Below are 26,885 nucleotides of genomic sequence, written 5' to 3' on the forward strand. Positions count from 1 at the left end.
CTAGCCCCGTCCGCGATAGGGCGCGACGCCTTGCTCCGGCACCCACAGGCCCTTCGGCACGCGGCCGGTCTGCCAGAACACGTCGATCGGGATGCCGCCGCGCGGATACCAATAGCCGCCGATGCGCAGGAATTTCGGCTTGATCTCGCTCGCGATGCGCTTGCCGATCATCACGGTGCAATCCTCGTGGAAGGCGCCGTGATTGCGGAAGCTCGCGATGTAGAGCTTGAGCGATTTCGATTCCAGCAGCCACGCCGCCGGCGCGTAGTCGATCATCAGATGCGCGAAATCCGGCTGGCCCGTGACCGGACAGAGCGAGGTGAATTCCGGCACGGTGAAGCGCACCAGATAGTCCGTGCCTTTCTGCGGATTGGGCACGCGGTCGAGCTGGGCTTCTTCCGGCGTGTGCGGCCACTCGACCGCGCGGCCGAGCTGGAGGGATTTTTTCGCCATCGTCGTCACATCCTTTTACGGATGTCGGGATGGACGCAATCGCGGCCGTCGTCAACCCGAGGCGATCGTCTGGATCATGACGATGCGGTCGTTGCCGGACTCGCAGCCCCACAGCTCGCCCGGACGGCCGTCGAGCTGGCGGACATTGGCGTTGGCCTTGTCGCTGGCGAGGACGTTGAACTTCTCGGTGGCGGGATCGAACCTCACGATGGCATTCGCGGAGAAATCGGTCAGCCAAACCTTGTCCTTGTCATCGACATACACGGCATAGGCGCGGGGACGTTCGCCCGGCAGCTTCCAGGTCTTCCACGAGCCGTCGTCGGGATCATGCACCGAGACGTGGCCGCTGTTCCACTCGCTGACCCAGATCCGGCCTTTCGAATCCGACCAGACGCGCCGCGAGCCCTGGTTCGGGGTCGGCGGCTCGACCACGGTCGCATTGCCGCCCGCGCGGTCGATCTTCGCGATATGGCTGCCAGCGAGGGAGGCGTACCAGACATCACCCTTGGGCGTCACCGTGATGCCGTAGGGGCCGACCCCCTTCGGCGCCTTGAACACATTCATCTCGCCGGTCTTCGGAGACAGCCGGCCGTAATAGCCGGATTGCCCGGTGAACCAATAGGTGCCGTCCTTGTCGAACACGCCGGTGTTGAGATTGGCTGAGGCGAACCTTTCCGGCAGGCGGAACAGCGTGACGCTGAGATCGGAAGGGTCGACCCGCGCGATCGCGTTCTGGCCGCCCTCGGTGATCCAGGGCGCGCCATCGGGGCCGATCGTCACGCCGTGTGGGGCCGCGCCCTGGCCGAGGCTGACCGTCTTGAAACGGCCATCGCGTGGATCGAGTCTGCCGAGCAGGCCCTTGCCCTGCGCCGTGAACCAGATCGTGCCGTCGGGGGCGGGGGTGAGATCATGCAGGCCGATGCCCGGGCTGATGGGATAGTATCTCGTCCGGAACGGGCCTTCCTGCGCAAAACCTGGGCGGGCGGCAAGCAGCGCGGTGCTCGAAGCAAGAAACTGGCGGCGATTCATGGCGTTACCCCGACTGTTTGAGATTGAGGTTGGGCACGCGGACCAGGTGCGGCGGAGCATAGTCTGAGGCGCCTCACGCGTCAGTCAGAGCAGTGCGTCCAAGCGTTCACATTTGCTTGCGGCCCGTGTAAGACCCGCGGCACCGATCAGCCCTAACGAACGGAAGTGGACATCATGACCGCCATCATCGACATCATCGGCCGCGAAATTCTCGATAGCCGGGGCAATCCCACCGTCGAGGTCGATGTCGTGCTGGAGGACGGCGCGCTCGGCCGCGCCGCGGTTCCGTCCGGCGCCTCCACCGGCGCCCATGAGGCCGTGGAACTGCGCGACGGCGACAAGGCCCGCTATCTCGGCAAGGGCGTGACCAAGGCGGTCGGCGCCGTCAACGGCGAGATCTTCGAGGCCTTGAGCGGCCTCGACGTCGAGCAGCAGGCTCAGATCGACCAGATCATGATCGACCTCGACGGCACGCCGAACAAGAGCCGGCTCGGCGCCAACGCCATCCTCGGCGTCTCGCTGGCTTGCGCCAAGGCGGCCGCGAACTCGCTCGACATGCCGCTCTACCGCTATGTCGGCGGCACCTCGGCGCGGCTGCTACCGGTGCCGATGATGAACATCATCAATGGCGGCGTGCACGCCGACAACCCGATCGACTTCCAGGAGTTCATGATCCTGCCGGTCGGCGCATCCTCGTTCGCCGAAGGTCTGCGCTACGGCGCGGAAGTCTTCCACACGCTGAAGTCCGAATTGAAGAAGGCCGGCCACAATACCAATGTCGGCGACGAGGGCGGCTTCGCCCCGAACCTGCCGTCGGCGGACGCGGCGCTCGAGTTCGTCATGAACGCGATCGGCAAGGCCGGCTTCAAGGCGGGCACCGACATCATGATCGGCCTCGACTGCGCCTCGACCGAGTTCTTCAAGGACGGCAAATACGTCTATGAAGGCGAGGGCAAGACCCGCTCGATCTCCGAGCAGGCGAAATATCTTGCAGACCTCGTCTCGCGCTATCCGATCGTGACCATCGAGGACGGCATGTCGGAGGACGACATGGACGGCTGGAAGGAGCTCACCGACCTGATCGGCAAGAAGTGCCAGCTGGTCGGCGACGACCTCTTCGTCACCAACGTCAAGCGCCTCGCCGAAGGCATCAAGACCGGCCGCGCCAATTCGATCCTGATCAAGGTCAATCAGATCGGCACGCTGACCGAGACGCTCGCCGCCGTCGAGATGGCGCACAAGGCCGGCTACACCTCGGTGATGTCGCACCGCTCCGGCGAGACCGAGGATTCCACCATCGCCGACCTCGCGGTCGCCACCAATTGCGGTCAGATCAAGACCGGCTCCCTTGCGCGGTCCGATCGCACCGCCAAATACAATCAGCTCCTGCGCATCGAGCAGCAGCTCGGCAAGCAGGCGCTTTATGGCGGCAAGGCGGCACTGAAGGCGCTGGCATAAGCCACGCCCCGACCGTGAAGAGAGGGACAGGGGAGGATCGACATGAGTGACGGCAAGACCGGACTGGAATTGCGTTCGCTGCTCAAGAAGAGCGGCGAGCTGGAATTGTCTCTCGTGACGGTCCCGACGCCGGAGCCGGCCGACGATGAGGTCGTGGTTCGCGTCGAGGCGACCCCGATCAACCCGTCCGACCTCGGGCTGCTGATCGGGGCGGCCGACATGTCGGCCGCCAAGGCCTCCGGCACCGAGGAGATGCCGGTCATCACCGCCACGATGCCGGAGGCGGCGATGCGGATGATGGCGGCGAGGTTCGATCAGTCGCTGCCGGTCGGCAATGAGGGCGCCGGCACGGTGATCCAGACTGGATCGTCGGACGCGGCGAAGGCCCTGATGGGCAAGACGGTATCGATGATCGGCGGCGCGATGTACACGCAGTACCGCGTGCTCAAGGTCCGCGACGTCATGGAGCTGCCGCCGGGCACCACGGCCGCCGACGGCGCCTCCTGGTTCGTCAATCCGCTGACCGCGCTCGGCATGACCGAGACGATGCGGCGGGAGGGCCACAAGGCGCTCGTGCACACCGCGGCGGCCTCCAATCTCGGCCAGATGCTCAACAAGATCTGCATCAAGGACGGCATCGGCCTCGTCAACATCGTCAGGAACAAGGAGCAGGCCGACATCCTGCACAAGATCGGCGCCAAATACGTCGTGGATTCCAGCGGACCGAGCTTCATGGACGATCTCACCAACGCGCTGGTCGAGACCGGCGCCACCATCGCCTTCGACGCCATCGGCGGCGGCAAGCTGGCGAGCCAGATCCTGTCGGCGATGGAGATCGCGGCCAACAAGACCGCGAAGGAATACAGCCGCTACGGCTCCAACGTGTACAAGCAGGTCTACATCTATGGCAGCCTCGACACGCGCCCGACGGAGCTGAACCGCTCGTTCGGCCTCAGCTGGGGCGTCGGCGGCTGGCTGCTCACGCCATTCCTTCAGAACATCGGCCCGGCCGAGATCGGCCGCCTGCGCCAGCGCGTGGCATCCGAGCTCAAGACCACCTTCGCCAGCCATTACACCAAGGTGGTGTCGCTCGCCGAGGCGCTCGATCTCGCCAATATTGCAGTCTACGCCAAGCGGGCCACCGGCGAAAAATTCCTCATCAACCCGAACAAGTGATCGCTTCGGTCCGTTATCGGTAAACATCAGGCCGCCGCTTGGCGGCCTGATTGCTTTTGATCGTGGCCCGGATGGAGCGCAAGGCGACCCATTTCCGGAAACGCAGCGTTTCCAAATCCGACCAGTTCATGCACTTGCATCTATCGACCCGGATGGCTTAAGTGCCCTCCCGGCATTCCCGCTCAAGCCTTCAAGGACACCCAATGGCCTACAACATCGTCACGATCGCTGGCAGCCTGCGCAAGGACGGCTTCTCGCTCAAGATCGCCAATGCGCTCGCCAAGCTCGCGCCTGCCTCGCTCAAGCTCGAGGTGATCACGCCGGCGGGCATCTCGTTCTTCAACCAGGACCTCGAGGGCGCGCCGCCCGCGGACTGGCTCGCCTTCCGCGAGAAGCTCAAGAGTTCGAACGGCGTCCTGTTCGTCACGCCCGAATACAACCGCTCGATCCCCGGCGTCCTGAAGAACGCCATTGACGTCGCCTCGCGGCCCTATGGCAAGAGCTCGTTCCTCGGCAAGCCGGTCGGCATCATCTCCAATTCGCCGGGTCCGCTCGGCGGCGTCAGTGCGGCCAAGCATCTGCAGACCATCCTGCCTGGCATTTCCGGTCCGATCCTTCAGCAGCCGGAAATCTATCTCAATGGCGTCGGCGATGCCTTCGATGCGGACGGCAACCTGACCAAGGACTCCCTCAAGACGGTGCTGCAGCAATACATCGACGCCTTCGCCGCGCATGTGGCGAAGAATCAGGGGTAAGACGATGGTGTCATTCCGGGGCGATGCAAAGCATCGAACCCGGAATCTCGAGATTCCGGGTTCGGCTCTTCGAGCCGCCCCGGAATGACCTCTGATGCTGAATTAGCACTCCCTTAACCAACCTGTCCCATCTTCCAAAGATGGTCTCACGCGCGCGCCTGAAATCGATCCTGACCGGCCTTGCCCTCTATGCGATGGCGGCGGCGATCGTCGGCTATTTCGGCGTCAACGCCTATACCGGCAAATACGGTCTCAACGCCCGCCAGGAGCTCGACCAGGAGATCATCGCGCTGACGAGCGAGCTGGCTCAGCTCAAGCGCGAGCGGGCCAGGAGCGAGCAACGGGTGTCGCTGCTGCGGTCGGAGAAGATCGACCCGGACATGCTGGACGAGCGGGCGCGCTTCCAGCTCGACTATGTCCATCCGCGCGATCTCGTTCGGATGATCCCGGCGAACTAGCCCATCAGCAGCTTCTGAAAGCCGCGGCGAAAGTCGCTGCTGAAATCCGACCACCGTATCCTTTTGCCATCCTGCGAAGGTCGTAACCCCGGAACCGGGCGGTTGCCTTGACGGCGGCGCCGCGGCGGGCTCATCCCTTTGGGGTGCTCGCTGAAGTTGACGCAGATCAACCGGGCAGCACCGGCACGTCCTACACTGCTATCCGGAGGAACTGTGATGAATGGGACCATGCCCCGGCATCACGCGGCCCGCGTCGAGGCCGCCATCGCGTCAGGCCAGGCGGCTCGCTCCGCGCTCGTGGCCTCGTGGCGCCGTTCCTCCCGATTGCATCACCTTGATCCCAGCGGTCGCGCCGCGCCGATGCGGCTGACCGGAGCCGAGCTGCAGCAGGCGCGAGAGCGCATCGCGCCGCTTCTGGCGGCCGCGCAGGGCGCGATGGACCGGCTATATCAGGCCGTCGGCGCTGCGGGCTGCTGTGTGCTGCTCGCCGATCGCGAAGGCGTGCCGGTCGACCGCCGCGGCACGGTAGCGGACGATGCGACGTTTCAGTCCTGGGGCCTGTGGACAGGCGCGCTCTGGAGCGAGGAGCACGAGGGCACCAACGGCATCGGCACCTGCCTCGTCGAGCAGCGTCCGCTGACCATCGATCGCGACCAGCACTTCTTTGCCCGTAACACGCTTCTGAGCTGCACCGCCGTTCCGATCTACGATCACGAGGCGGCGCTCGCGGGCGTGCTCGACGTCTCCTCCTGCCGCGCTGATCGCACCGACGCCTTCGCCAGCCTGATCGCGCTCGCGGCGGGCGAGGCGGCCAAGCGGATCGAAGCCGACCTGTTTCGCAAGGTCTTCGCCCATGCCCGCATCGTGCTGACGCAGGCGGCGGACGGAAGCTGCGGCGGCCTCGTTGCGGTCGATGCGGACGATCTGGTGATCGGCGCAACGCGCTCCGCCCGGCTGGCGCTCGGCATCGCGTCCGGCGGTGCGTTGCGGCCGGTGCCCGCGGCCGATCTTCTCGGCGGTGATGCCGCGCACGATCATCTCGCCGGAGGCCAGCGTGCGGTGCTGCAACGGGCGCTGCTGCGCGCCGGCGGCAACGTTTCCGCCGCCGCCAAGGCCCTCGGCGTCAGCCGCGCCACGCTGCACCGGAAGCTCAAGCGGTTCGAGCTGAACCACTAGGTCGCGCTATTCCTCAATCGTCATTGCGAGCGCAGCGAAGCAATCCAGAGTCCCTCCGCGGAAAGATTCTGGATTGCTTCGCTGCGCTCGCAATGACGGTGGAAGCCGCTGGTGCGCCAATTGCTCCTTGCTTCTGACGGGCGAGACAACTGTCGCAGAACTGCGACAGGTCCGCTCCGCGATCGCGTCCGCCCGGGCTGACGGAAAACGCCTCCCGCATCATCGTCTGCGCAAGTCGCGAACAGGCGACGACAAGCGCAAACAGCAACATCGGGAGTGATCAATGAACAAGGTGGAATTCCTCAGCGTCACCAAAGTTCCCTTTGCCGAACGCTACGACAATTTCATCGGCGGCAAGTTCGTCGCGCCGATCTCCGGGAAATATTTCGATAATGCCTCGCCCCTGACCGGCCAGGTCGTCTGCAAGATCGCGCGGTCCGACGCGCAGGACGTCGAGGCGGCACTCGATGCGGCGCATGCCGCCAAGGCCGCCTGGGGCCGCACCAGTGCCGCCGAGCGCGCCGCGATCCTGAACCGGATCGCCGATCGCATGGAAGAGAACCTCGAGCGGCTCGCGATTGCCGAGACCTGGGACAACGGCAAGCCGATCCGCGAGACGCGCGCCGCCGACCTGCCGCTCGCGATCGACCATTTCCGCTATTTCGCCGGCGTTGTCCGTGCCCAGGAAGGCTCGATTGGCGAGATCGACCACGACACCATCGCCTATCATTTCCATGAGCCGCTCGGCGTGGTCGGCCAGATCATTCCCTGGAACTTCCCGCTTCTGATGGCCTGCTGGAAGCTCGCGCCGGCGCTGGCCGCCGGCAATTGCGTGGTGCTCAAGCCCGCCGAGCAGACCCCGGCCTCGATCATGGTCTGGGCCGAGATCATCGCCGACCTGCTGCCGCCGGGCGTGCTCAACATCGTCAACGGCTTTGGCCTCGAGGCCGGCAAGCCGCTGGCGTCGAGCCCGCGCATCGCCAAAATCGCCTTCACCGGCGAGACCACGACGGGCCGGCTCATCATGCAATATGCCAGCCAGAATCTCATCCCGGTGACGCTGGAACTCGGCGGCAAGTCGCCGAATATCTTCTTCAAGGACGTCACCACCGAGGACGACGATTTCTTCGACAAGGCGATCGAGGGCTTCGTCATGTTCGCGCTGAACCAGGGCGAGGTCTGCACCTGTCCGAGCCGGGCGCTGGTCCACGCCGACATCTACGACCGTTTCATGGAGCGGGCGCTCAAGCGCGTCGCCGCGATCAAGCAGGGCGACCCGCGTGATGCCGCCACCATGATCGGCGCGCAGGCCTCCAGTGAGCAGCTCAACAAGATCCTCTCCTATATCGACATCGGCAAGCAGGAGGGCGCCAAGGTGCTGGCCGGCGGCGGACGCGCCGATCTCGGCGGCGATCTCTCCGGCGGCTTCTACGTCCAGCCGACCGTGTTCGAGGGCCACAACAAGATGCGAATCTTCCAGGAGGAGATTTTTGGCCCCGTCGTCTCGGTCACGACCTTCAAGACCGACGAAGAGGCGCTCGCGATTGCCAACGACACGCTCTACGGCTTGGGTGCCGGTGTCTGGAGCCGCGACGCCAATCGCTGCTACCGCTTCGGCCGGGAGATCCAGGCCGGCCGGGTCTGGACCAATTGCTACCATGCCTATCCCGCCCATGCGGCGTTCGGCGGCTACAAGCAGTCGGGCGTCGGGCGCGAGACCCACAAGATGATGCTCGATCACTACCAGCAGACCAAGAACCTCCTGGTCAGCTACAGCCCGAAGAAGCTCGGCTTCTTCTGATCGGCAAGATCTGATCGGAGGAAAGGGCGGCGCCGCGCTTCAGCGCCGCCCTTTCCGAATGTCGGGATTGGCGCACGCACCGTTCTTGATCCGGTCACGAATCTGCGCACGCCATGGCGTGCATAGATTTGTTGCCTGATCAGCGCCAAAGATTTTCCAATATTTCGATCACGCTGCAGTGCGGCATAATGAAAGTCGTGCCATGCCGCCGCGGTGCTTTCCAAGGGCGTTTGACTTGGGTTAGAGAGGGCGAAAGTTTTCTCTGACCCGGAATTCCCATGGCCGCACCCAAGAAAGCCGCCGCAAGCGCTCCACAGGACAAGACCGATGGCGGTTCGCCCCCGGAATTTAGCAGGGAGCAGGAGTTCAAGGCTCTCCGCGACATGCTCCTGATCCGGCGGTTCGAGGAAAAGGCCGGCCAGCTCTACGGCATGGGCGCCATCGGCGGTTTCTGCCACCTCTATATCGGCCAGGAGGCCGTGGTGGTCGGCATGCAGATGGCCCTGAAAGAGGGCGATCAGGTCATCACCGGCTATCGCGACCACGGTCACATGCTTGCGACCGGCATGGACGCCAACGGCGTGATGGCCGAGCTGACGGGACGCCGCGGCGGCTATTCCAAGGGCAAGGGCGGCTCCATGCACATGTTCAGCAAGGAGAAGCACTTTTACGGCGGTCACGGCATCGTCGGCGCCCAAGTCTCGCTCGGCACCGGTCTCGCCTTCGCCAATCACTATCGCGGCAACGGCAACGTCAGCGTCACCTATTTCGGCGACGGCGCGGCCAACCAGGGCCAGGTCTATGAGAGCTTCAACATGGCGGAGCTCTGGAAGCTGCCGGTGATCTACGTCATCGAGAACAACCGCTACGCCATGGGCACCTCCGTCTCGCGCGCCTCGGCCCAGCAGGATTTCTCCAAGCGCGGTGTGTCCTTCAACATCCCCGGCAAGCAGGTCGACGGCATGGACGTCCGCGCCGTGAAGGCGGCGGGCGAGGAGGCGGCGGCCTGGTGCCGCGCAGGCAAGGGCCCCTTCATCCTGGAGATGCAGACCTACCGCTATCGCGGCCATTCGATGTCCGACCCTGCAAAATATCGCACGCGCGAGGAGGTCGAGAAGGTTCGCCACGACCAGGATCCGATCGAGCAGGTGCGCAATCGCCTGCTCGCCGCCAAGGTCAGCGAGGCCGACCTGAAGGCAATCGACGCCGAGGTGCGCGACATCGTCAACGCGTCCGCCGATTTCGCCCAGCATGATCCCGAGCCGGATGCCGCCGAGCTCTGGACCGACGTGTACCGCTGAACGCGCGCAAGCTTTCTTTGGAGAAGATATGCCAATTCAAGTGCTGATGCCCGCGTTGTCGCCCACGATGGAGAAGGGCAACCTCGCCAAATGGCTGAAGAAAGAGGGCGAGACGATCAAGTCCGGCGACGTCATCGCCGAGATCGAGACCGACAAGGCGACCATGGAGGTCGAGGCGACCGACGAGGGTACGCTCGGCAAGATCCTGATCCCCGAGGGCACCGCCGACGTCGCCGTCAACACCCCGATCGCGACCATCCTCGCCGACGGCGAGAGCGCGGCTGATCTCGCCAAAGCACCCGCAGCGGCCGCGAAGGCTGCGGAGTCCGCACCGCCGGCCGCAGCAAAGGCCGAGGCGCCCGCGCCGAAGGCCGCGCCTGCTCCGCAGGCCGTCGCCGAGCCGGATCCGGAAGTCCCTGCCGGCACCGAGATGGTGACGCAGACCATCCGCGAAGCGCTGCGCGACGCCATGGCCGAAGAGATGCGCCGCGACGCGGACGTGTTCGTGATGGGCGAAGAGGTTGCCGAATATCAGGGCGCCTACAAGGTGACCCAGGGCCTGCTCCAGGAGTTCGGCGCCAAGCGCGTGATCGACACGCCGATCACCGAACATGGCTTTGCCGGCGTCGGCGTCGGTGCGGCGATGACCGGCCTCAAGCCGATCGTCGAGTTCATGACCTTCAACTTCGCCATGCAGGCGATCGACCAGATCATCAACTCCGCGGCCAAGACGCTCTACATGTCCGGCGGCCAGATGGGTTGCTCGATCGTGTTCCGCGGTCCGAACGGTGCGGCTGCGCGCGTCGCCGCCCAGCATAGCCAGGACTACTCGGCCTGGTACTCGCACATTCCGGGCCTCAAGGTCGTCGCCCCGTATTCGGCGGCCGATGCCAAGGGCCTGCTCAAGGCTGCGATCCGCGATCCCAATCCAGTGATCTTCCTCGAGAACGAGGTGCTGTACGGCCACACCGGCGAAGTGCCCAAGCTCGACGACTTCATCATTCCGATCGGCAAGGCCCGCATCGTGCGCTCGGGCAGCCATGTCACCATCATCTCGTGGTCGAACGGCATGACCTATGCGCTCAAGGCCGCCGATGAGCTCGCCAAGGACGGCATCGAGGCCGAGGTGATCGATCTGCGCACGCTTCGGCCGATGGACACCGAGACCATCGTCAACTCGGTCAAGAAGACGGGCCGCGCCGTGACGGTGGAGGAGGGCTGGGCCCAAAGCGGCGTCGGCGCCGAGATCGCCGCGCGCATCATGGAGAACGCCTTCGACTATCTCGATGCGCCGGTGACGCGCGTGTCCGGCAAGGACGTGCCGATGCCCTATGCCTCGAACCTGGAGAAGCTTGCGCTGCCCTCGGCGGCTGAAGTCGTCGAGGCCGCCAAAGCCGTCTGCTACAGATAGAGTCCGGCGCAACCATGCACAAGCTGACCTGGTATATCTACTGGCGCTGGATATTGGCGACGTTGGCTTTTACAATTCTGGTTCCGCTTGCGTTCGTGGTGGTCGAGTTTCCATTGATGCTGTTGGTGGCGATCGTGTCGCGACTGCTGGGTTATCCCGAGTTTGCGGCCACCGCTTCTACCGTCGTCAATGCCATGATCTTCCAGCCGCTCGTTCTGAATTTGGTGTTCTTGGCCGTCGGCTTCCTGGTTCTGCGGTCCATGCTGAAACGAGCGATTGGAGTAGAGATGGACGGGAAGGTTCTTGCCCTTCAGGACGCATCGAGTTCATCGCAATGAGCGGGCCCAAGGAGCAGCCACTGCCGCCCGACGTCATGAGCCGCGACGACGCGGTCGAGATCCTGCGCGTGTTCGTGCTGGATGGCGGACTGTCGATGGCGTTCCAGCGCGCCTTCGAGGAGCCCGATATGTGGGGCCTCTTGCTCGTCGATCTCGCCCGTCACGCCGCGCGCGCCTATGCGCGCGAGAGCGAATACACCGAGGAGGACGCGCTGAACCGGATCCTCGACATGTTCCAGGCCGAGATCGAGCGTCCCACCGACACCGGCACCACGACGCCGCGCGGCAAGGGGCACTGACCATGGCGATCGAGTCCTATCATTACGATTTCATGCTGGAAGCGATCCGCGAGGCGGAAGCCTCGATCGTGCAGGGCGGCCTGCCGATCGGCGCGGTGCTGACGCGCGACAACAAGATCATCGCCCGCGGCCATAACAACCGCGTGCAGGAGAACAATCCCATCCTGCACGGCGAGATGAGCTGCCTGCGCGAGGCCGGCGCGATCTCGTTCCACGACACTGTCATGTACACCACGCTGTCGCCATGCTCGATGTGCGCCGGCGCGCTCGCGCTGTTCAAGGTCAAGCTGGTGGTGATCGGAGAGTCCATCACGTTCCCCGGCTCCAAGGATATCCTCGACAAGTTCGGCGTTCCCTGGATCGACCTTGCCGACGATCGCTCCATCACCATGATGAAGAATTGGCGTTCCATCCCTGCCAATGAGCGCCTGTGGCAGGGCGACATCGGCAACTAAACCTGGTCTGTTCGTCTTCGCTGTCGAAAGACGACGTTTTGCAAAGTTCTTCTTGAGGTCAGCATGCCCATCAACATCCTGATGCCCGCTCTCTCGCCGACGATGGAGAAGGGCAACCTCGCCAAGTGGCTGAAGAAGGAAGGCGACAAGGTCAAATCCGGCGACGTCATTGCCGAGATCGAGACCGACAAGGCGACCATGGAGGTCGAGGCGATCGACGAGGGCACGATCGCCAAGATCCTGGTGCCCGAGGGCACGCAGGATGTCCCGGTCAACGACGTGATCGCCGTGCTCGCCGGCGAGGGCGAAGATGTAAAGGCTGCAGGCAGCGCCAAGCCCAGCGCTTCGGCTGCGCCGCCGAAAGCTGCTGAAGCACCGGCCGCCGCTGCCGCGCCTGCGCCTGCTGCGCCCAAGGCGCCTCCGCCGCCGCCCGCAGCTCCTGCGCCGCAGCCCGCAGCTCCGGCCGCCCAGGCCAATGGCCATGGCGGTCGCGTGTTCTCATCGCCGCTGGCGCGGCGTCTCGCCAAGGAAGCCGGCATTGATGTCGGCATGGTCACCGGCACCGGCCCGCACGGCCGCGTGGTCGCCCGCGACGTCGAGCAGGCCAAATCCGGCAAGGGCCTCAAGGCACCCGCCGCGGCGCCGTCAGGCGCGCCGGCGATCGCGCCGACCATGTCGGACAAGCAGATCCTGTCGCTGTTCGAGCCGGGCTCGTACGACATCGTCCCGCATGACGGCATGCGCCGCACCATCGCCCAGCGCCTGACCGCGTCGATCCAGAACGTCCCGCACTTCTATCTCACCATTGACTGCGACATCGGCAAGCTGCTCGCCGCGCGCGAGGAGATCAATGCGGCTGCACCCAAGGACAAGGAGAAGAAGCCGCTCTACAAGATCTCGGTCAACGACTTCGTCATCAAGGCGATGGCGGTGGCGCTGCAGAAGATCCCGAACTGCAACGTGAGCTGGACCGAAGGCGGCATGGTCAAGCACCATCATTCCGACGTCGGCGTGGCCGTTGCGATGCCCGGCGGCCTGATCACGCCGATCATCCGCAAGGCCGAGACCAAGACGCTCTCGACCATCTCCAACGAGATGAAGGACTTTGCGGCGCGCGCACGTTCCCGCAAATTGAAGCCCGAGGAGTACCAGGGCGGCACCACGGCCGTCTCCAACCTCGGCATGTACGGCATCAGCCACTTCACCGCCGTGATCAACCCGCCGCATGCGACGATCCTCGCGGTCGGCACCAGCGAGGAGCGTCCCGTGGTGCGCGGCGGCAAGATCGAGATCGCGCACATGATGAGCGTGACCCTGTCCTGCGATCACCGCGCCATCGACGGCGCGCTCGGCGCCGAGCTGATCGGCGCGTTCAAGCAGCTGATCGAAAACCCTGTGATGATGATGGTCTGACGCGGCGGCAGAGGGGGCAACCTTGCATGTCCGGACCCGCTGGCCATGGATATCGCTGCTGCTTGGAGCCGTCGTCGCGCTCAACCCGGTTGGGCTCGATTTTCTTCACTCTGCGTTCTTTGCCGGTGAGCAACTGGCACGGAACATCGCCCAGCCCATCGTGCTCACCGCGCTGGCCATCATGGTCCTGGCAGTGGTGCTCGAATGGCTGGTGAGGTCTTTTCTGATCAAGCGCCGCGCCCGCGGCGACTCTTGAGTTGAACGGGAGCCGACATGGCCGATACATCCTTCGACGTCATCATCATCGGCTCCGGTCCCGGCGGCTATGTCACCGCGATCCGCGCCGCCCAGCTCGGCCTCAAGACCGCGATCGTCGAAAAGTCCTATCTCGGCGGCATCTGCCTGAACTGGGGCTGCATCCCGACCAAGGCGCTCTTACGCTCGGCCGAGATCTATCACTACATGCAGCACGCCAAGGATTACGGCCTCTCGGCCGACAACGTCTCGTTCGATCCGAAGGCCGTGGTGCAGCGCTCGCGCGGCGTCTCCAAGCGGCTGAACGACGGCGTCGGCTTCCTGATGAAGAAGAACAAGGTCAGCGTGATCTGGGGCGCCGCCTCGATCGATGCGCCCGGCAAGGTCACCGTGAAGAAGTCCGACGTCGAGGGCCCGAAGGGCGCGCTGGGCGAGGGGACCTATCAGGCCAAGCACATCATCGTCGCGACCGGCGCACGGCCGCGCGTGCTGCCCGGGCTCGAGCCCGACAAGAAGCTGGTCTGGACCTACTTTGAAGCAATGGTGCCGGAGCGGATGCCGAAGTCGCTGCTGGTGGTCGGCTCGGGCGCGATCGGCATCGAATTCGCCTCGTTCTTCCACACCATGGGAAGCGATGTGACCGTCGTCGAGGTGCTGCCGCAGATCCTGCCCGTCGAGGACGCCGAGATCGCAGGCTTCGCCCGCAAGCGGCTGGAGAAGCAGGGCATCAAGATCATGTCTTCCACCAAGGTGACCAAGCTGGAGAGGAAGGCCGACAGCGTCGTCGCCACCATCGACGACGGCAAGGGCAAGCCCGTCACGACCGAGTTCGAGCGCGTAATCTCGGCGGTCGGCGTCGTCGGCAATATCGAGAATCTCGGCCTGGAAAAAGTCGGTGTCAAAACCGATCGCGGCATCATCGTGGTCGACGGCTACGGCAAGACCAACGTTCCCGGCATCTATGCCATCGGCGACGTCTCCGGTCCTCCGATGCTTGCGCACAAGGCCGAACATGAGGGCGTGATCTGCGTCGAGGCGATCAAGGGCCTGCACCCGCATCCCATGGACAAGAACATGATCCCGGGCTGTACCTATTGCCATCCGCAGGTGGCCTCCGTCGGTTTGACCGAAGCCAAGGCCAAGGAGAGCGGCCGCGAGATCCGCGTCGGCCGCTTCCCCTTCGTCGGCAACGGCAAGGCGATCGCGCTCGGCGAGGACCAGGGCCTGGTCAAGGTGATCTTCGACAAGAAGACCGGCCAGCTGTTAGGGGCCCACATGGTCGGCGCCGAGGTCACCGAGCTGATCCAGGGCTACGTCGTCGCCATGAACCTGGAGACCACGGAAGAAGAGTTGATGCACACGGTGTTCCCGCATCCGACGCTGTCGGAGATGATGAAGGAAGCCGTGCTGGATGCGTATGGACGGGTGTTGAATATTTGATGGTTGGCATCGCCGCCCACCGCCGTCATTGCGAGCGCAGCGAAGCAATCCAGACCGCCTCTGCGGAAAGACTCTGATTGCTTCGCTTCGCTCGCAATGACGAGCAGAGAGAGCTGTTTGCAGAATAAGAAGGGAACCACCCCATGCACGACAACGACAATCTCACCATCGAGCGCCCGACCTTCGTCACCCATCTCGAATGTGCCATGGAAGGCGACCATTACGCCGCCGACCAGGTCCACAACCTCTCCAAGGCCGGCAAGCCGCTTCTGGTGCGCTACGATCTCGCGGGCGTGAAGAAGGCACTGACCAAGGACGCACTCGCCCAACGCCCGGGCGACATGTGGCGCTATCGCGAGCTGCTGCCGGTTCGCAAATGCAAGGACATCGTCTCGCTCGGTGAAGTCACGACGCCTCTGATCCGGCTGCCCAAGCTCGGCAAGAAGCTTGGCGGCGGCGAGATCATCGTCAAGGACGAGGGACGGCTGCCGACCGGCTCGTTCAAGGCGCGCGGTCTCGTGATGGCGGTGTCGATGGGCAAGGCGCTCGGCATCAAGCACATGGCGATGCCGACCAACGGCAATGCCGGCGCGGCGCTGGCGGCCTATGCGACCTCCTGCGGCATCAAGACCACGATCTTCTGCCCGGCGGATACGCCTGAAGTGAACGTCAGCGAGATCGAGCTCCAGGGCGCGACCGTCTACCGCGTCAACGGCTATATCGACGATTGCGGCAAGATCGTCGGCGAGGGCAAGGCCAAGGTCGGTTGGTTCGACACCTCGACCTTGAAGGAGCCGTACCGCATCGAGGGCAAGAAGACGATGGGCCTGGAGCTCGCCGAGCAGCTCGGCTGGGACGTGCCCGACGTGATCTTCTATCCAACCGGCGGCGGCACCGGCCTGATCGGCATGTGGAAGGCCTTCGACGAGCTGGAGAAGATCGGCTTCATCGGTTCGAAGCGCCCGCGCATGGTTGCGGTGCAGGCCTCGGGCTGCGCGCCGATGGTGCGGGCCTATGAGGCCGGCACCGAGCACGCGACGCGCTGGGAGGACGCTCACACCATTGCGTCGGGCATCCGCGTGCCGCAGGCGATCGGCGATTTTCTCATTCTGCGCGCGGTGCGCGACAGCAAGGGCTTTGCCATTGCGGTCGACGACGACAAGATCTCGGCGGCGCTGAACGAGGTCGCGCGCGAGGAGGGGCTGCTGCTCTGTCCCGAGGGCGCCGCAACCTACGCCGCCTACAAGGAGAGCCTTGCCGACGGCCGCGTCAGCAAGACCGACCGCGTCATGCTGTTCAACTGCGCGACCGGCCTGAAATACCCGCTGCCACCGGTCACCCGCACGCTCGATCGTCACAAGCCGATCGACTATTCCCAGTTCTAGCGCGGCAATACGCCACGAATGATCCCTCTTCCCGTACGCGGGAAGAGCAAGAACAATATCGACATCGCTGGGGAGAAGACAATGACGAAGGCCGTCTGGGCTGCGCTGATTGCTGTTCTCGCTGTCGCAGGCGTCGCGCGCGCCGACGATTATCCCTCCCGTCCCATCACCATCATCGTGCCGTTCGCGGCCGGCGGGCCGTCGGATGCGATGGCGCGCGTGCTTGCCGAGCGGATGCGCGTTTCGCTCGGCCAGCCCCTGGTGGTCGAGAACGTGACCGGAGCAGGCGGCTCGATCGGTGTCGGCCGTGCCGTGCAATCGCCGCCCGACGGCTACACCATCTCGTTCGGCCATCTCGGCACCCACGTCGCCAACGGCGCCGTCTACAAGCTCAAATACGACCTCGTCGCCGACCTCGAGCCGGTGGTGCTGCTGCCGAGCAATCCGATGATCGTGGTCAGCAAGAACGCGGCGCCCGCGACTTCGCTCAAGGAGCTATTGGACTGGCTGAAGTCGCGGCCGTCGCCGCCGACCGCCGGCACGGCCGGCGCAGGCTCCGGCAGCCACATCGCCGGCGTCTATTTCGAGAGCGTCTCCGGCATCAAGCTGCAATACGTGCCGTATCGCGGCACGGCGCCCGCATTGAACGACCTGATCGCCGGCCAGATCGACATCATCGTCGACCAGACCTCCAACTCCATCGGCCAGGTCCGCGCCGGCACCATCCGCGCCTACGCCGTCACCGACGACAAGCGCCTCGCCTCGGCGCCCGAGATCCCGACCGCGGAGGAGGCGGGCCTCAAAGGCTTCAACATGACGCTGTGGTCGGGCATGTGGGTGCCGAAGGGCACGCCGAAGGAGATCGTCGCAAAGCTCAACGCCGCGGCCGCGGAAGCGCTGAACGATCCTGCGGTGAGGAAGCAGCTCGAAAGCCAGGGCCTGGAGATGACGCCCAAGGATCAGCTCGCGCCCGAAGCGCTCGGCACGCGTCAGAAGGCCGAGATCGCGAAATGGTGGCCGATCATCAAGGCGGCGAACATCAAGGTGGATTGAGGCGGTCGGCGCAGGCCTCGCGGTGTGGCGAGGTTCCGCGAATTTTCTGAGTAGGCCGCCAGCGCGGCCATCTCGGTCACTGCCGCGTTTTGGGCCACGGGCGCTCACGACGTCGTGGTTTGGTGATCTGGTGCCAGCGCACGGTCCAGGCATTGCATCAGATCCGAGGCAGCGAACGGCTTACCGAGAAAACAGACTGCGCCCGCATTGAGTGCCCGCACACGCACGCCGTCATCCGGGAAAGCTGTGATGAATATGAACGGCGCGGCCGAACCCTGCGCCCGCATCTGCGTCAACAGATCGATTCCACTCATCAGCGGCATCTGCACGTCGGCGATCACGCACGAGGTGTCGCTCGAATCGGTCGAGCTCAAGAACTCCTCCGCCGAGGCGAATGTGTGGACGTTGAATCCGCGCGATTCCAAGAGATTGTTGATCGCGGCCCGAACGTAGGGGTCGTCGTCAAGCACCGAGATGACCGAAGCCGCTGACAAGACGTCCGCTCCTCGCCGGGAATTACGCTTGCCGTCGCCACGGCCACAACATAAAGGCGTAAGGTGGACCTGCCGGTCACGATTGGAAACTCATACTTAGGTTTGTGCATCGGACTTGTTCGGGCCAATCCCGAGCGCCTCGCTCATTCTCACCAGGTCGGCCAGCGACTTCGCGCCCATTTTCCGCATGATCTGGCCGCGGTAGATTTTAACGGTGATTTCAGCCAATCCGAGCTGGGCGGCCACCTGCTTGTTCATCAGGCCGGACGTCACCAGTGACAATACGTCTCGCTCCCGCGAGGACAGTGACTCGAAGCGTGATCTGACGCTCGAGACCGTCCTGTTGAGGTCGCGGCGCTTGCGGTCTCGCTCGATCGCGGCCTGGACTGCGTCGAGAATGTCCTGATCGCGGACCGGCTTGGTCAAGAAGTCGATCGCCCCGCTCTTCATGGCCCGAACCGTCATGGGAATATCGCCGTGACCGGTAATGAAGATGATAGGCGTGTGGATATTTGCCTTGGCAAGATCAGTCTGCAGCTCGAGGCCGCTGGTTCCGGGCAGGCGGATGTCGAGCACCAGGCAGCTTGGGACGTCTGGCGGCTTGGCCTGGAGGAGCTGCGGTGCCGAGCCGAATGCTTCGACCTTGAGACCGACCGACTCGAACAGATTGGTGAGCGCACGGCGCATGGACGCGTCGTCGTCGACGATGAGGACAATGGGCTGATCGCCGTCCTTCTGCGGCGGCGAAGAGTCCGCGCGCTCGGTCACGATGCTTCCTCTCGATGGAGGGGCAAGGTAATCTGAAAAGTCGCGCCGCGCTCCTGATTTGGCATGGCGGAAAGTCGTCCGCCATGGGCCTCGATGATCGATCGGCAGATCGACAGACCCATGCCCATGCCGGAGGACTTCGTGGTAAAGAACGGCGTGAACAGGCGGTCCATCGCCTGTTCGCTGATGCCGACTCCGCGGTCGGAAACACTCATTTGCATCGCGCCATCGCCGCTCGCCTGTGAGCGGATCGCCAGCTCGCGCGGGCGATCGTGGACGTCTGCCATGGCCTCGATCCCATTCATGATCAGGTTAATCAGGACTTGCTGCAACTGGATGCGATCGCCAAAGATCCTCGGCAGTGCCGACGACAGCTCCATACGGACGGACACGGTGTGGCTGGCCATCTCGCGCTGAACGAGCGCGACGGCCTCCCTCACGACCGCATTGGCGTCGAGCGGAACCATCTCGATGTCAGAGCTCTTGGCGAGCGCCCGAACGTGACGGATCACGTCGCCGGCACGCCTGCCGTCCTCGATGATCCACTCCACGGAGCGGCGGGCCGCTTTGATATCCGGCGGACTGCGCTGCAGCCAGGCGAGGCAGGCGTCGGCGTTTGCGATCACCGCGGCGAGCGGCTGATTGATTTCGTGGGCAATCGAAGCGGTCAGCTCACCCAGTGTCGTGACACGTGTCACATGGGCGAGCTCGGCCTGGGCTTTGCGCAGCGCGTCTTCGGCTTGATTGGCCCGGATGGCCGCGGTCACGTCTGAGCAAACGCCACGGTAGCCCAGGAAAGCGCCGTCGGCGTCGAAGAACGGCTTGCCGCTGGTCCGGACGTAGATTGGCCGCCCATCGCGGTCTCTGCTGCGATACACCAAGTCGCGGAACGGGACGTGGGCGTCGAGCGCCGCTCGATGTTGCCGCCATTTTTCGGGCTCGAGAGCGGCGTCGGGAGCAATGTCCCAGCGTGTGAGCCCGATCAGGCCCGCGGGGACGGTGTTGGTATCGGAGTGTTCCGATATCTGGGTGACGCGATGGTCTGGGCCGGTTTCCCAGAACCAGTCAGACGCGGTTTCGGCATAATCTCGAAAGCGCTGCTCGCTGTCACGAAGCCTACGCTCCGCCTCTTTGGTCGCCGTGATGTCGGTCACCGATCCGACGAACTCCACGCGACCGTTGGAATCTCGCGTCGCTCGTGCCACCGCTCTAACGTATTTGATGGAACCGTCGGGCATCACCAGCCTGTATTCGTGATCATAGTCTTTGCCTTCGCGCGCCGCCTGGCCCGTCGTCTGCTGCACAGCGAGCCGGTCCTCCGGATGGATCCGCTGAAGCATGAATGGGATCGCGGGCTTCGTCCCCTCTTCGCATTCGAAGATGCGATAGGTCTCCTTGGACCAGGTGATCTCGCGGGTTGCGGCCTTCCAGCCGAAACTACCGGTGTGGCTCAATTCCTGCGCCTGGGCGAGGTAAGCCTCGCTCTGTCGCAGCGCGTTCTCTGCCTTCTTGCGCTCGGTGATGTTCTCGCAGGCGACAAGCACGATTGGTCCGCCATTGGCCCGCAGCATGGCCTTGGCGTTCTCGCGGACCCATAACATCGAGCCGTCCTTGCGAACCTTCCGGATTTCCCAGGTGTGTGACTGATCAAGGGTCTTGAGGCACAACGCGACACAGGCGCGGACAGTGGCGCGATCTTCCGCGAGGAAGACATCCAGCACGGATCGGCCGATCAACTCGGCCGGCGTGTAGCCCAGCTGCTCGGCGCCGAACGTGTTCACGTTGATCACGGTACCGGCCGGATCGACCATGAAGTACATGACCGGCGTGTGCTCGAAGACCTGCTGCCACTGCTTGACAGCCTCGAGCAAGTCGGCGGCATTGGGATCGGTGCGCGGCTTGGCGGGAACAGTTTGCCTCAGGCAGCCGACGAGGAATTGCGCGGCTGACTTCCCGAACGTCGCTGCCCGGCCAGGCTTCATCGCAGACGCTCCCGGCACTCTCTGCGTGAAGATGAGTAGAGCACGTTGCGGAGGAAGGAGCAATTCCAGCCAAAGTCGGATCGGCGGTCATGACATTCGCCTTTGGACTGTCCGCTCGCCGCCGGGCCCATTGTGGCGCATCAAGGACACCGTGCCGGCCAAGTTTTCACGGTGACCGTGCAGCCGAAGCGTCGTGCGCCGTCTCGTTGAACTCGAGCAGCGTGGGCCCCCCGGGCGAATACGGGACAAACCTAGGTATAGCTCCTCCATTCCTAGTCATGTCGGCCATTTTACCTCCGTACAATTGAGCGCTTCGTGCCCGGCGGACTAGCCTCTCGACCATCGAGAGTGCCGAAGGGAACAACTGAGAAAAGCGTAAGCAACAGAGGGAGACAACAATGTGCGATATGTCGGTACTTCCTGAGCGTCACCGATCGGAATCCGAAAGTTGCTCCTCGCTCAGCGGATGTGCAGTTTGCGGCGGCAAGTTTGGCCTGATCCGCTACTATTCCTGGCGCACGGCGCTCTGCTCAAAGAAGTGCGTTGATCGTTTCCGCACGCGAAGCGAACGCGACCGGCAGTGGTTGTTTCGGGCTCAGGTCGCATAAGGCTGCATTGGAGAGCTGATCCGGGAGGCTGTGTCGTTGAACCGCTCATGCAAGCTCTTCTGCTGGATCGTTCTCATCACCCCCATCGCGGCCCTCCAGGCACAGGAGACGGGACACGGTGCTGTTCATCGCCAGCACCCACCTCAGGACCAGGCGCTGCACGAAAAATTCTATTCCACCTGGCACATGCCGGACAACCCGAGCGTCAGTTGTTGCAACAGCGCCGACTGTTATCCGACCGACATCAAGTACATCGAGGGCCAGATCTATGCGCGGCGCCGGGAGGACGGGAGATACATTCTGATCCCACCGCAAAAGGTGGAGCGAAACAGGGATAATCCGGACGGCCGAAACCATCTGTGCGCTCCTCCGCCAGCACTGTCTCCGCTCGACAGCGTTTACTGCTTCGCTTTGGGAGGTGCCACATGAGATTCGCGTTCGTGCTGGTCAACGGCCGGACCCCGTTCCGGCAGACCTGGTGCATGCAGTGCTGCGAGCCGATCAGCGGCAGCTATCTGCGCGAGATCGCGACCCGTCTGCCTTACTGCGATCATCAGTGCTACGCGCTGTTCTGCGAGACGCTCGCGAAAGATGGTGTGAGAGCCGCTTCATGAAATTCGTGGTGGTCAATCACGAGCCGCCGTTGCACGCGGCCACGTGCAGCACATGCTCGCGTCCCTTGCGCTCCGGCTATGTCCGCCATGCGCGGACGCAGCGCCGTTACTGCGACGACAATTGTTATCGGCGCGGCGAATTCTCCACGCTGTTCATGCAATGGCCGGTGCCTGGGCGGACAGAACCGGCCCTAGGGAACGTCGAGCTCGCCGCTGGCAGCATGATCGAGATACTGACGGTCATGAGTGCCGTCTGGTGCTGGAGCTGCACGATCAGCGCCTGGACCGTCGCGAGAGCCGTGACCGGCGCATGTTTGGACAGTCGCGATCTGATCACGATGGAAGGAGGTGACACCTAGCTGCGCGACTGCACTCGCGTGGGAGCCGCAGCACCGTATCCTTGCAGGCGTCGCGTCCAGCCCCGGCGGCGTCGATCAGGGAGCGGGTGCTGCGGTCGCCACTGGCGCCGTTGCGCCGGCCTCGTGCGTCACGACGCGCTGGTCGCTCTTGCCGGCGATCATGCCGCTGCCCTCGAATCTTGCGCGGTAGACCAGCACGTTCTCCATCACGCGCTGGACGTAGTTGCGTGTCTCCGACAGCGGGATGCGCTCGACCCAGTCGACCGGATCGACATTGGAATCGCGTGGATCGCCGCGCGCCTGCACCCACTCGCGCACGCGGCCGCGGCCGGCATTGTAGCCGGCGAAGGTCATGATCTGGTTGCCGCGATATTCCGACAGCAGCGCGCTGAGCTCGGCCGCGCCCATCTGGGTGTTGTAGACGGGATCGGACACCATCCTGTCCCAGTCGTAGGTCAGGCCGAAACGCTTGGCGGTGTCGCGGCCGGCTTCCGGCGTCACCTGCATCAGCCCGACCGCGTTGGCCGGCGACTTGTCGCGCTGATCGAACGAGCTCTCGGTGCGCGCCACCGAATAGATCACGCTGGTCTCGATCGCAGGCGCAACCTGCTTGTGCTCGGGAATGCCGATGGTCGGAAAGGCGTAATGGTCGAGCGCGAGCCCGCGCGCCAGCGCGGTCTTGCCGACCTCCAGCATCACGCGCGCATCGTTGCGCCGGCCGGCGAGCTCGGCGAGCGCTTCGAGCGCGGCGACATCGGTGCTCACCTTGGCGAAATCCTCGGCGTAGTAGAACACCATGTCGCGCTCGCCGATGCCGTAGAGCATGTCGGCGGCGCGCACGCGCTCGTCCGCTAGCTGCGTCTCGGCGGAAGCCAGCACGGGCGAGGGCGGACGCAGCTCGATGCCATCGAGGCCGAGCTTGGCGCGGGCGAGCTGGCCGTAATAGGCGGTCTGATAGCGCGCCGCAGCCCGATAGCTCATGCGCGCATCGGCCGTCGCGCCCATGGCTTCGGCAGCGCGGCCGCGCCAGTAATGGGCCCGGGACAGCGCGATCGGATTGGCGGAGCCTTCGTCGATCGCGACGAAGTGCATCATCGCCGTCCTGGGATCGTTCAGAAAGCGCAGCGCGATCCAGCCGCACATGAAGTGATAGTCGATGCGATAGACTTCCTTCTCCGGCACCGCGGCCATACGCACGACATCATAGGCGGTCCTGGACTTGCCCTGGTCGAGCAGCTTGCGCGCGAGCAGGCGGCGCTCGCGCCACCACGCGTCGGTGTCCTGGGCCGCCATGGTGTCCGGCGCGGCGGCGAGGATCACCTCGGCGGCATCGTCGATGCGGTCCTTCTGCAGGTGCCATTGGACGCGGCACAGCACGTAGCCGAGATCGCGGCGTGCTTCGGCCGGGACGTCCTCGAGATAGTCCTTCGCCTTGTTGGCCTTGCCGGTGACGGCGGCGCATGCCTTGACGATCGCGAGCGCATCCTCGCCGAGCCGCTTGGCCGCGCGCCGCGCGCCTGCGTAATCCTTGGCGCCGAGACGCTTGTCCATGCGGGCACGATGATCGTCCGCTGTGAGCAGATCACGGAAGGCTTCGTAAGAATCCTCTTCGCTGCGCTCGGACAATTCCTCCGCGCGCCAGGTTTCCCGGACCAGCCGCGCGGCCCTGTCGGTCTCGCCTTCGGCGAGCAGCACGCGCGCGAGCGCAAACTTGCCCTTGGCGCTGGTCGGCCGATCCATCGTGAACTTGTGCACGATGGCCGCGTCGGCCTTCTCCTGCCACAGCCGCGCCTCGGCGCGGCGGCGGAGCAGGGCGCTGCTCGGCCAATCGGGATTGGCCGCGAGGAAGGCGGCGTAGCGCTTGAAATTCGCGGTGCTCTCGGAATGGCGCAGCATGAACCAGTCGGCGAGCTTCTGTCCTGCGGGATCGGCAATGCGGTCGCGCGCGGCGCTCGCATCCTCGGTCTTGCCCTTGCGCGTCAGATCTATGGCGTCCTTCAGCGCGGCGAGATCGCCGGTTAGCGGCGGCGGCGCCGGCTTGTTGTCGGCGGGCTCGTCGACCGTCTTCTTCGATTTGCGCTTGGCTTCGGCGTGCTTGCCATGACGCGCTTTGCCGGCGGCGGCGTGACGGTGTTTGCCGGCCTTGGCCTCGTGCGTCTTCTTCAGTGCGGATGATTTGTGATTGCTCTTCGCCGCCAGCTCGGTGGGAAGGAGGGCCATCGCGGCCACGGCAACGACACACGCGAGCGAGCGTAGGCACTGGTTCATTCGATGGTCCCCCCTGCGAAAACCACTACAAACCCAGGTCCGCGACATGCGGCTTTGCGAATCAAAGCACCGAACGATGCGTCGGCGTCGTGTCGCATCCTCAAGCTGTCGCAACAATGCGGCAAAATACGGATTGGAACTGGGGAACTTCCGAAAGAACGAAGAGGCAGCAGCTTTTAACCTTTGTTAACGATCAGGACTCGCGCGAGGATCGCGCCCGGTGCTGGACGTCGGAACCTGCACATTGCGCGTGTTCCCTCGGCCAATCCGGTGTATGAGTTCCCTCGCTTCATCCTTTCAACCTTTGCCCTGCACCAATGCCGATTTTCAACCAGTCGATCCGGCGCAAGATCGTCGGCATCGCTCTCGGATTGATCGTCCTGATGCTGGTCACCTCGATCCTGTCGATGGTGATGTCCAGCCAGGTCGGCATTTTGCTCGACGAGCTGACCAACCGCTACATCCCGGCCTATAGCCATCTGGCCCGCGCGAACATCCGCTCGCTGGAGCGCGCCCTGGCGCTGCGGCAGATGGTGATGACCCGAATGGGATCGCCATCGGACGAGCAGGCCTACGCGGCGCGGCTTCGCGACTTCGAGGCGTTGGACCGCAAGTTCGAGGAGGAGGCCGAGGCTGCACGCAAGCTCATCAACGCGATCATCGACGACGTCAGGACGTATTCCGACAATGCCGCGCTGGCACGGCTCGACGTCCGGATCGAAAGCGCCGTCACCGAGCTGCGGCGCGATCTGGACGAGGGCAATGCGAAACTGCTCAAGCAGGTCGAGGCCAAGGATATGACCGCGGCCCGGGACACGCTGGAGCACCTCGATACCCTGCGCGATGTGTTCAATCGGAAGGTCGATACGATCCGCGCCGACATGCTGACGCAGGTCTATTTCTCGACGTCGCAGGTGATCAGCCGCCAGCATCAGACGATCATCGTTTCGGGGGTCGTGACCTTGCTCGCGGCGATCGTCGGGTTTGCCTTTGCGCTGCTGGTGAGCAGTGGCATCACGCGCCCGGTGCGGCTGTTGCTGGCCGGCGCGCGCGATGTCGAGGCGGGCCGGTTCGACAAGCCCATCACCGTCTCGACGCAGGACGAGATCGGCGAGCTCGCGGCTGCCTTCAACCGCATGATCGAGCAGCTCAGGCACAACGAGCGCATTCGCGAGACCTTCGGCCGTTACATCGATCCGAAGGTGGTGCAGGGCCTGATCGACCGGCCGGAGGTCGCCATCGACGGCGAGCGCCGGATGATGACCATCATGTTCTGCGACATGAGCGGCTTCACTTCGATGAGCGAGGGCATGACCCCGCGCGGCCTCGTCAAGGTGATGAATCACTACTTCACCGTGATGTCCGCTCCCATCAGGAATAATCGCGGGATCATCGACAAATATATCGGCGACGCCATCATGTCCTATTGGGGGCCGCCCTTCATCGAGGAGGAAGAGCAGGGTCTGCTCGCCGGGCTTGCCGCCGTCGAGATGACCGATCAGGTGCCCGCGCTGCAGAAGCAGCTGCCGGACCTGCTCGGCATCCGTGCCATGCCGGTGCCGTGCGATCTTCGCGTCGGCATCGCCACCGGCGAGGTCCTGACCGGCAGCATCGGCTCCGAACTGATGATGAGCTTCACCGTGATGGGCGATGCCGTGAACCTCGCCTCACGGCTGGAGGCCGTCAACAAGGTCTACGGCACCCGCATCCTGATCTCGCAGGCGACCGCGGACGGGATCGGATCGCGGCTGGAATTGCGCGAGATCGATCGTCTGGCGGTCGCGGGCCAAAGCGCGCCGCAGGCGATCTTCGAGGTGATGGCGAGAGCGGGCGCATTCACCGAGGCGCAAGTGACGTTGCGCACGCATTATGCCGATGGTCTCGCCGCCTATCGCGGCCGGCGCTTCGACGAGGCGCGCGCCGCCTTCAATGCGGCGCTCGAGGCAGTCCCAGGCGACGGCCCCTCGCGCACGATGCTCGTCCGCATCGCGCAGTTTGCGGCCAATCCGCCGGATCCCAATTGGGACGGCGTGTGGCGGCTGGAGCAGAAATAGCGTTGCCTTACGTCCGGCACGCCGCGCCGGAAAAAAAGATGCTACTCCATAACGATGTTCGCCGTGACCTATTTCCCGGGCT

26 protein-coding genes are annotated in these 26,885 nt (G+C 64.3%); 20 read left to right on the plus strand and 6 right to left on the minus strand.

What is annotated here, in order from left to right:
• Both queF and XI05_RS24405 read right to left on the minus strand, forming a co-directional pair.
• Window positions 1–453, minus strand: coding sequence for a preQ(1) synthase (gene queF, locus XI05_RS24400; protein WP_271506541.1), 453 nt, complete (start codon window positions 451–453; stop codon window positions 1–3).
• Window positions 454–504: 51 nt separating this feature from the next.
• A complete protein-coding gene (locus XI05_RS24405) occupies window positions 505–1,482 on the minus strand; it encodes a Vgb family protein (RefSeq protein WP_271506543.1) in 978 nt (325 codons plus the stop codon).
• A 174-nt stretch (window positions 1,483–1,656) separates the two neighbouring features.
• Here XI05_RS24405 and eno point away from each other — a divergent pair, with 174 nt between their 5' ends.
• From eno to XI05_RS24485, 16 genes are all read left to right on the plus strand, one after another.
• The gene (eno, locus tag XI05_RS24410) at window positions 1,657–2,940 is read left to right on the plus strand and encodes a phosphopyruvate hydratase (RefSeq protein ID WP_271506545.1); all 1,284 of its coding nucleotides are present in this window, start codon (window positions 1,657–1,659) and stop codon (window positions 2,938–2,940) included.
• Between the two features lie 42 nt (window positions 2,941–2,982).
• Entirely contained in the window at window positions 2,983–4,116 is a 1,134-nt protein-coding gene (locus tag XI05_RS24415) for a zinc-binding dehydrogenase (RefSeq protein WP_271506549.1), read from the plus strand.
• A gap of 203 nt (window positions 4,117–4,319) precedes the next feature.
• Window positions 4,320–4,871, plus strand: a complete 552-nt coding sequence (locus XI05_RS24420; protein ID WP_271506551.1) for an NADPH-dependent FMN reductase — start codon at window positions 4,320–4,322, stop codon at window positions 4,869–4,871.
• Between the two features lie 140 nt (window positions 4,872–5,011).
• Window positions 5,012–5,329, plus strand: a complete 318-nt coding sequence (locus XI05_RS24425) for an FtsB family cell division protein (RefSeq protein WP_025036496.1) — start codon at window positions 5,012–5,014, stop codon at window positions 5,327–5,329.
• Between the two features lie 216 nt (window positions 5,330–5,545).
• The gene (locus tag XI05_RS24430; protein ID WP_271506554.1) at window positions 5,546–6,505 is read left to right on the plus strand and encodes a helix-turn-helix domain-containing protein; all 960 of its coding nucleotides are present in this window, start codon (window positions 5,546–5,548) and stop codon (window positions 6,503–6,505) included.
• Between the two features lie 283 nt (window positions 6,506–6,788).
• Complete coding sequence (adh, locus tag XI05_RS24435; protein ID WP_271506557.1) at window positions 6,789–8,306, plus strand: aldehyde dehydrogenase; 1,518 nt, start codon at window positions 6,789–6,791, stop codon at window positions 8,304–8,306.
• 278 nt (window positions 8,307–8,584) lie between these two features.
• On the plus strand, window positions 8,585–9,607 hold the full coding sequence (gene pdhA, locus XI05_RS24440) for a pyruvate dehydrogenase (acetyl-transferring) E1 component subunit alpha (protein ID WP_271506559.1): 1,023 nt from the start codon (window positions 8,585–8,587) through the stop codon (window positions 9,605–9,607).
• 28 nt (window positions 9,608–9,635) lie between these two features.
• Window positions 9,636–11,018 (plus strand): pyruvate dehydrogenase complex E1 component subunit beta, encoded by a 1,383-nt coding sequence (locus XI05_RS24445; protein WP_271506561.1) that lies wholly within the window; start codon window positions 9,636–9,638, stop codon window positions 11,016–11,018.
• 14 nt (window positions 11,019–11,032) lie between these two features.
• Window positions 11,033–11,356 (plus strand): hypothetical protein, encoded by a 324-nt coding sequence (locus XI05_RS24450; RefSeq protein ID WP_271506563.1) that lies wholly within the window; start codon window positions 11,033–11,035, stop codon window positions 11,354–11,356.
• On the plus strand, window positions 11,353–11,655 hold the full coding sequence (locus XI05_RS24455) for a DUF5076 domain-containing protein (RefSeq protein WP_271506566.1): 303 nt from the start codon (window positions 11,353–11,355) through the stop codon (window positions 11,653–11,655). The genes XI05_RS24450 and XI05_RS24455 overlap by 4 nt, the downstream gene beginning before the upstream one ends.
• A 2-nt stretch (window positions 11,656–11,657) precedes the next feature.
• A complete protein-coding gene (locus tag XI05_RS24460) occupies window positions 11,658–12,110 on the plus strand; it encodes a nucleoside deaminase (RefSeq protein WP_271506569.1) in 453 nt (150 codons plus the stop codon).
• Window positions 12,111–12,173: 63 nt separating this feature from the next.
• Window positions 12,174–13,523, plus strand: coding sequence for a pyruvate dehydrogenase complex dihydrolipoamide acetyltransferase (locus XI05_RS24465; RefSeq protein WP_271506572.1), 1,350 nt, complete (start codon window positions 12,174–12,176; stop codon window positions 13,521–13,523).
• Between the two features lie 22 nt (window positions 13,524–13,545).
• A complete protein-coding gene (locus XI05_RS24470) occupies window positions 13,546–13,779 on the plus strand; it encodes a hypothetical protein (RefSeq protein ID WP_271506575.1) in 234 nt (77 codons plus the stop codon).
• Window positions 13,780–13,796: 17 nt separating this feature from the next.
• Window positions 13,797–15,218: a dihydrolipoyl dehydrogenase gene (lpdA, locus tag XI05_RS24475; RefSeq protein ID WP_271506577.1), complete on the plus strand. Its 1,422-nt coding sequence runs from the start codon at window positions 13,797–13,799 to the stop codon at window positions 15,216–15,218.
• Window positions 15,219–15,361: 143 nt separating this feature from the next.
• Window positions 15,362–16,603: a threonine synthase gene (locus XI05_RS24480; protein WP_271506579.1), complete on the plus strand. Its 1,242-nt coding sequence runs from the start codon at window positions 15,362–15,364 to the stop codon at window positions 16,601–16,603.
• An 81-nt stretch (window positions 16,604–16,684) separates the two neighbouring features.
• A complete protein-coding gene (locus XI05_RS24485) occupies window positions 16,685–17,656 on the plus strand; it encodes a tripartite tricarboxylate transporter substrate binding protein BugD (protein ID WP_271506582.1) in 972 nt (323 codons plus the stop codon).
• 104 nt (window positions 17,657–17,760) lie between these two features.
• On the opposite strand, the gene XI05_RS24490 is transcribed toward XI05_RS24485, so the two are convergent.
• The 3 genes from XI05_RS24490 to XI05_RS24500 form a co-directional block, all read right to left on the minus strand.
• Entirely contained in the window at window positions 17,761–18,150 is a 390-nt protein-coding gene (locus XI05_RS24490; protein WP_271506585.1) for a response regulator transcription factor, read from the minus strand.
• Window positions 18,151–18,246: 96 nt separating this feature from the next.
• Window positions 18,247–18,918 (minus strand): response regulator transcription factor, encoded by a 672-nt coding sequence (locus tag XI05_RS24495; RefSeq protein WP_271506588.1) that lies wholly within the window; start codon window positions 18,916–18,918, stop codon window positions 18,247–18,249.
• Window positions 18,915–20,900, minus strand: coding sequence for a PAS domain-containing sensor histidine kinase (locus XI05_RS24500; protein WP_271506591.1), 1,986 nt, complete (start codon window positions 20,898–20,900; stop codon window positions 18,915–18,917). The genes XI05_RS24495 and XI05_RS24500 overlap by 4 nt, the downstream gene beginning before the upstream one ends.
• Window positions 20,901–21,538: 638 nt before the next feature.
• Between XI05_RS24500 and XI05_RS24505 the strand changes: the two genes are divergently transcribed.
• Genes XI05_RS24505 through XI05_RS24515 form a run of 3 tightly spaced genes read left to right on the plus strand, consistent with a single transcriptional unit; the run spans window position 21,539 to window position 22,481 of the window.
• Window positions 21,539–21,937, plus strand: a complete 399-nt coding sequence (locus tag XI05_RS24505) for a hypothetical protein (RefSeq protein WP_271506594.1) — start codon at window positions 21,539–21,541, stop codon at window positions 21,935–21,937.
• Window positions 21,934–22,122 carry a hypothetical protein gene (locus XI05_RS24510; protein ID WP_172782859.1) on the plus strand — a complete coding sequence of 63 codons (189 nt, stop codon included), beginning with the start codon at window positions 21,934–21,936 and terminating at the stop codon, window positions 22,120–22,122. Before XI05_RS24505 ends, XI05_RS24510 begins: the two co-directional genes overlap by 4 nt.
• Complete coding sequence (locus XI05_RS24515; RefSeq protein WP_271506597.1) at window positions 22,119–22,481, plus strand: hypothetical protein; 363 nt, start codon at window positions 22,119–22,121, stop codon at window positions 22,479–22,481. Before XI05_RS24510 ends, XI05_RS24515 begins: the two co-directional genes overlap by 4 nt.
• Before the next feature lie 75 nt (window positions 22,482–22,556).
• Here XI05_RS24515 and XI05_RS24520 read toward each other — a convergent pair whose 3' ends face one another.
• On the minus strand, window positions 22,557–24,749 hold the full coding sequence (locus XI05_RS24520; protein ID WP_271506600.1) for a lytic transglycosylase domain-containing protein: 2,193 nt from the start codon (window positions 24,747–24,749) through the stop codon (window positions 22,557–22,559).
• A 317-nt stretch (window positions 24,750–25,066) separates the two neighbouring features.
• Between XI05_RS24520 and XI05_RS24525 the strand changes: the two genes are divergently transcribed.
• Window positions 25,067–26,803 (plus strand): adenylate/guanylate cyclase domain-containing protein, encoded by a 1,737-nt coding sequence (locus XI05_RS24525; RefSeq protein ID WP_271506603.1) that lies wholly within the window; start codon window positions 25,067–25,069, stop codon window positions 26,801–26,803.
• Window positions 26,804–26,885 lie beyond the last annotated feature (82 nt).

It is taken from the genome of Bradyrhizobium sp. CCBAU 11357, assembly GCF_028128865.1.
In the GTDB taxonomy this organism is placed as follows: domain Bacteria; phylum Pseudomonadota; class Alphaproteobacteria; order Rhizobiales; family Xanthobacteraceae; genus Bradyrhizobium.

Excerpts from the sequence above, each read along its gene's own strand:
- adh (WP_271506557.1), top strand. The coding sequence starts at position 6,789 with ATGAACAAGGTGGAATTCCTCAGCGTCACCAAAGTTCCCTTTGCCGAA.
- XI05_RS24445 (WP_271506561.1), top strand. The coding sequence starts at position 9,636 with ATGCCAATTCAAGTGCTGATGCCCGCGTTGTCGCCCACGATGGAGAAG.
- XI05_RS24510 (WP_172782859.1), top strand. The coding sequence starts at position 21,934 with ATGAGATTCGCGTTCGTGCTGGTCAACGGCCGGACCCCGTTCCGGCAG.
- XI05_RS24515 (WP_271506597.1), top strand. The coding sequence starts at position 22,119 with ATGAAATTCGTGGTGGTCAATCACGAGCCGCCGTTGCACGCGGCCACG.
- XI05_RS24405 (WP_271506543.1), bottom strand. The coding sequence starts at position 1,482 with ATGAATCGCCGCCAGTTTCTTGCTTCGAGCACCGCGCTGCTTGCCGCC.
- XI05_RS24465 (WP_271506572.1), top strand. The coding sequence starts at position 12,174 with ATGCCCATCAACATCCTGATGCCCGCTCTCTCGCCGACGATGGAGAAG.
- XI05_RS24485 (WP_271506582.1), top strand. The coding sequence starts at position 16,685 with ATGACGAAGGCCGTCTGGGCTGCGCTGATTGCTGTTCTCGCTGTCGCA.
- XI05_RS24425 (WP_025036496.1), top strand. The coding sequence starts at position 5,012 with ATGGTCTCACGCGCGCGCCTGAAATCGATCCTGACCGGCCTTGCCCTC.
- XI05_RS24430 (WP_271506554.1), top strand. The coding sequence starts at position 5,546 with ATGAATGGGACCATGCCCCGGCATCACGCGGCCCGCGTCGAGGCCGCC.
- XI05_RS24460 (WP_271506569.1), top strand. The coding sequence starts at position 11,658 with ATGGCGATCGAGTCCTATCATTACGATTTCATGCTGGAAGCGATCCGC.
- XI05_RS24525 (WP_271506603.1), top strand. The coding sequence starts at position 25,067 with ATGCCGATTTTCAACCAGTCGATCCGGCGCAAGATCGTCGGCATCGCT.
- XI05_RS24480 (WP_271506579.1), top strand. The coding sequence starts at position 15,362 with ATGCACGACAACGACAATCTCACCATCGAGCGCCCGACCTTCGTCACC.
- queF (WP_271506541.1), bottom strand. The coding sequence starts at position 453 with ATGGCGAAAAAATCCCTCCAGCTCGGCCGCGCGGTCGAGTGGCCGCAC.
- pdhA (WP_271506559.1), top strand. The coding sequence starts at position 8,585 with ATGGCCGCACCCAAGAAAGCCGCCGCAAGCGCTCCACAGGACAAGACC.
- XI05_RS24455 (WP_271506566.1), top strand. The coding sequence starts at position 11,353 with ATGAGCGGGCCCAAGGAGCAGCCACTGCCGCCCGACGTCATGAGCCGC.
- XI05_RS24420 (WP_271506551.1), top strand. The coding sequence starts at position 4,320 with ATGGCCTACAACATCGTCACGATCGCTGGCAGCCTGCGCAAGGACGGC.
- XI05_RS24520 (WP_271506600.1), bottom strand. The coding sequence starts at position 24,749 with ATGAACCAGTGCCTACGCTCGCTCGCGTGTGTCGTTGCCGTGGCCGCG.
- XI05_RS24450 (WP_271506563.1), top strand. The coding sequence starts at position 11,033 with ATGCACAAGCTGACCTGGTATATCTACTGGCGCTGGATATTGGCGACG.
- XI05_RS24500 (WP_271506591.1), bottom strand. The coding sequence starts at position 20,900 with ATGAAGCCTGGCCGGGCAGCGACGTTCGGGAAGTCAGCCGCGCAATTC.
- XI05_RS24415 (WP_271506549.1), top strand. The coding sequence starts at position 2,983 with ATGAGTGACGGCAAGACCGGACTGGAATTGCGTTCGCTGCTCAAGAAG.
- lpdA (WP_271506577.1), top strand. The coding sequence starts at position 13,797 with ATGGCCGATACATCCTTCGACGTCATCATCATCGGCTCCGGTCCCGGC.
- eno (WP_271506545.1), top strand. The coding sequence starts at position 1,657 with ATGACCGCCATCATCGACATCATCGGCCGCGAAATTCTCGATAGCCGG.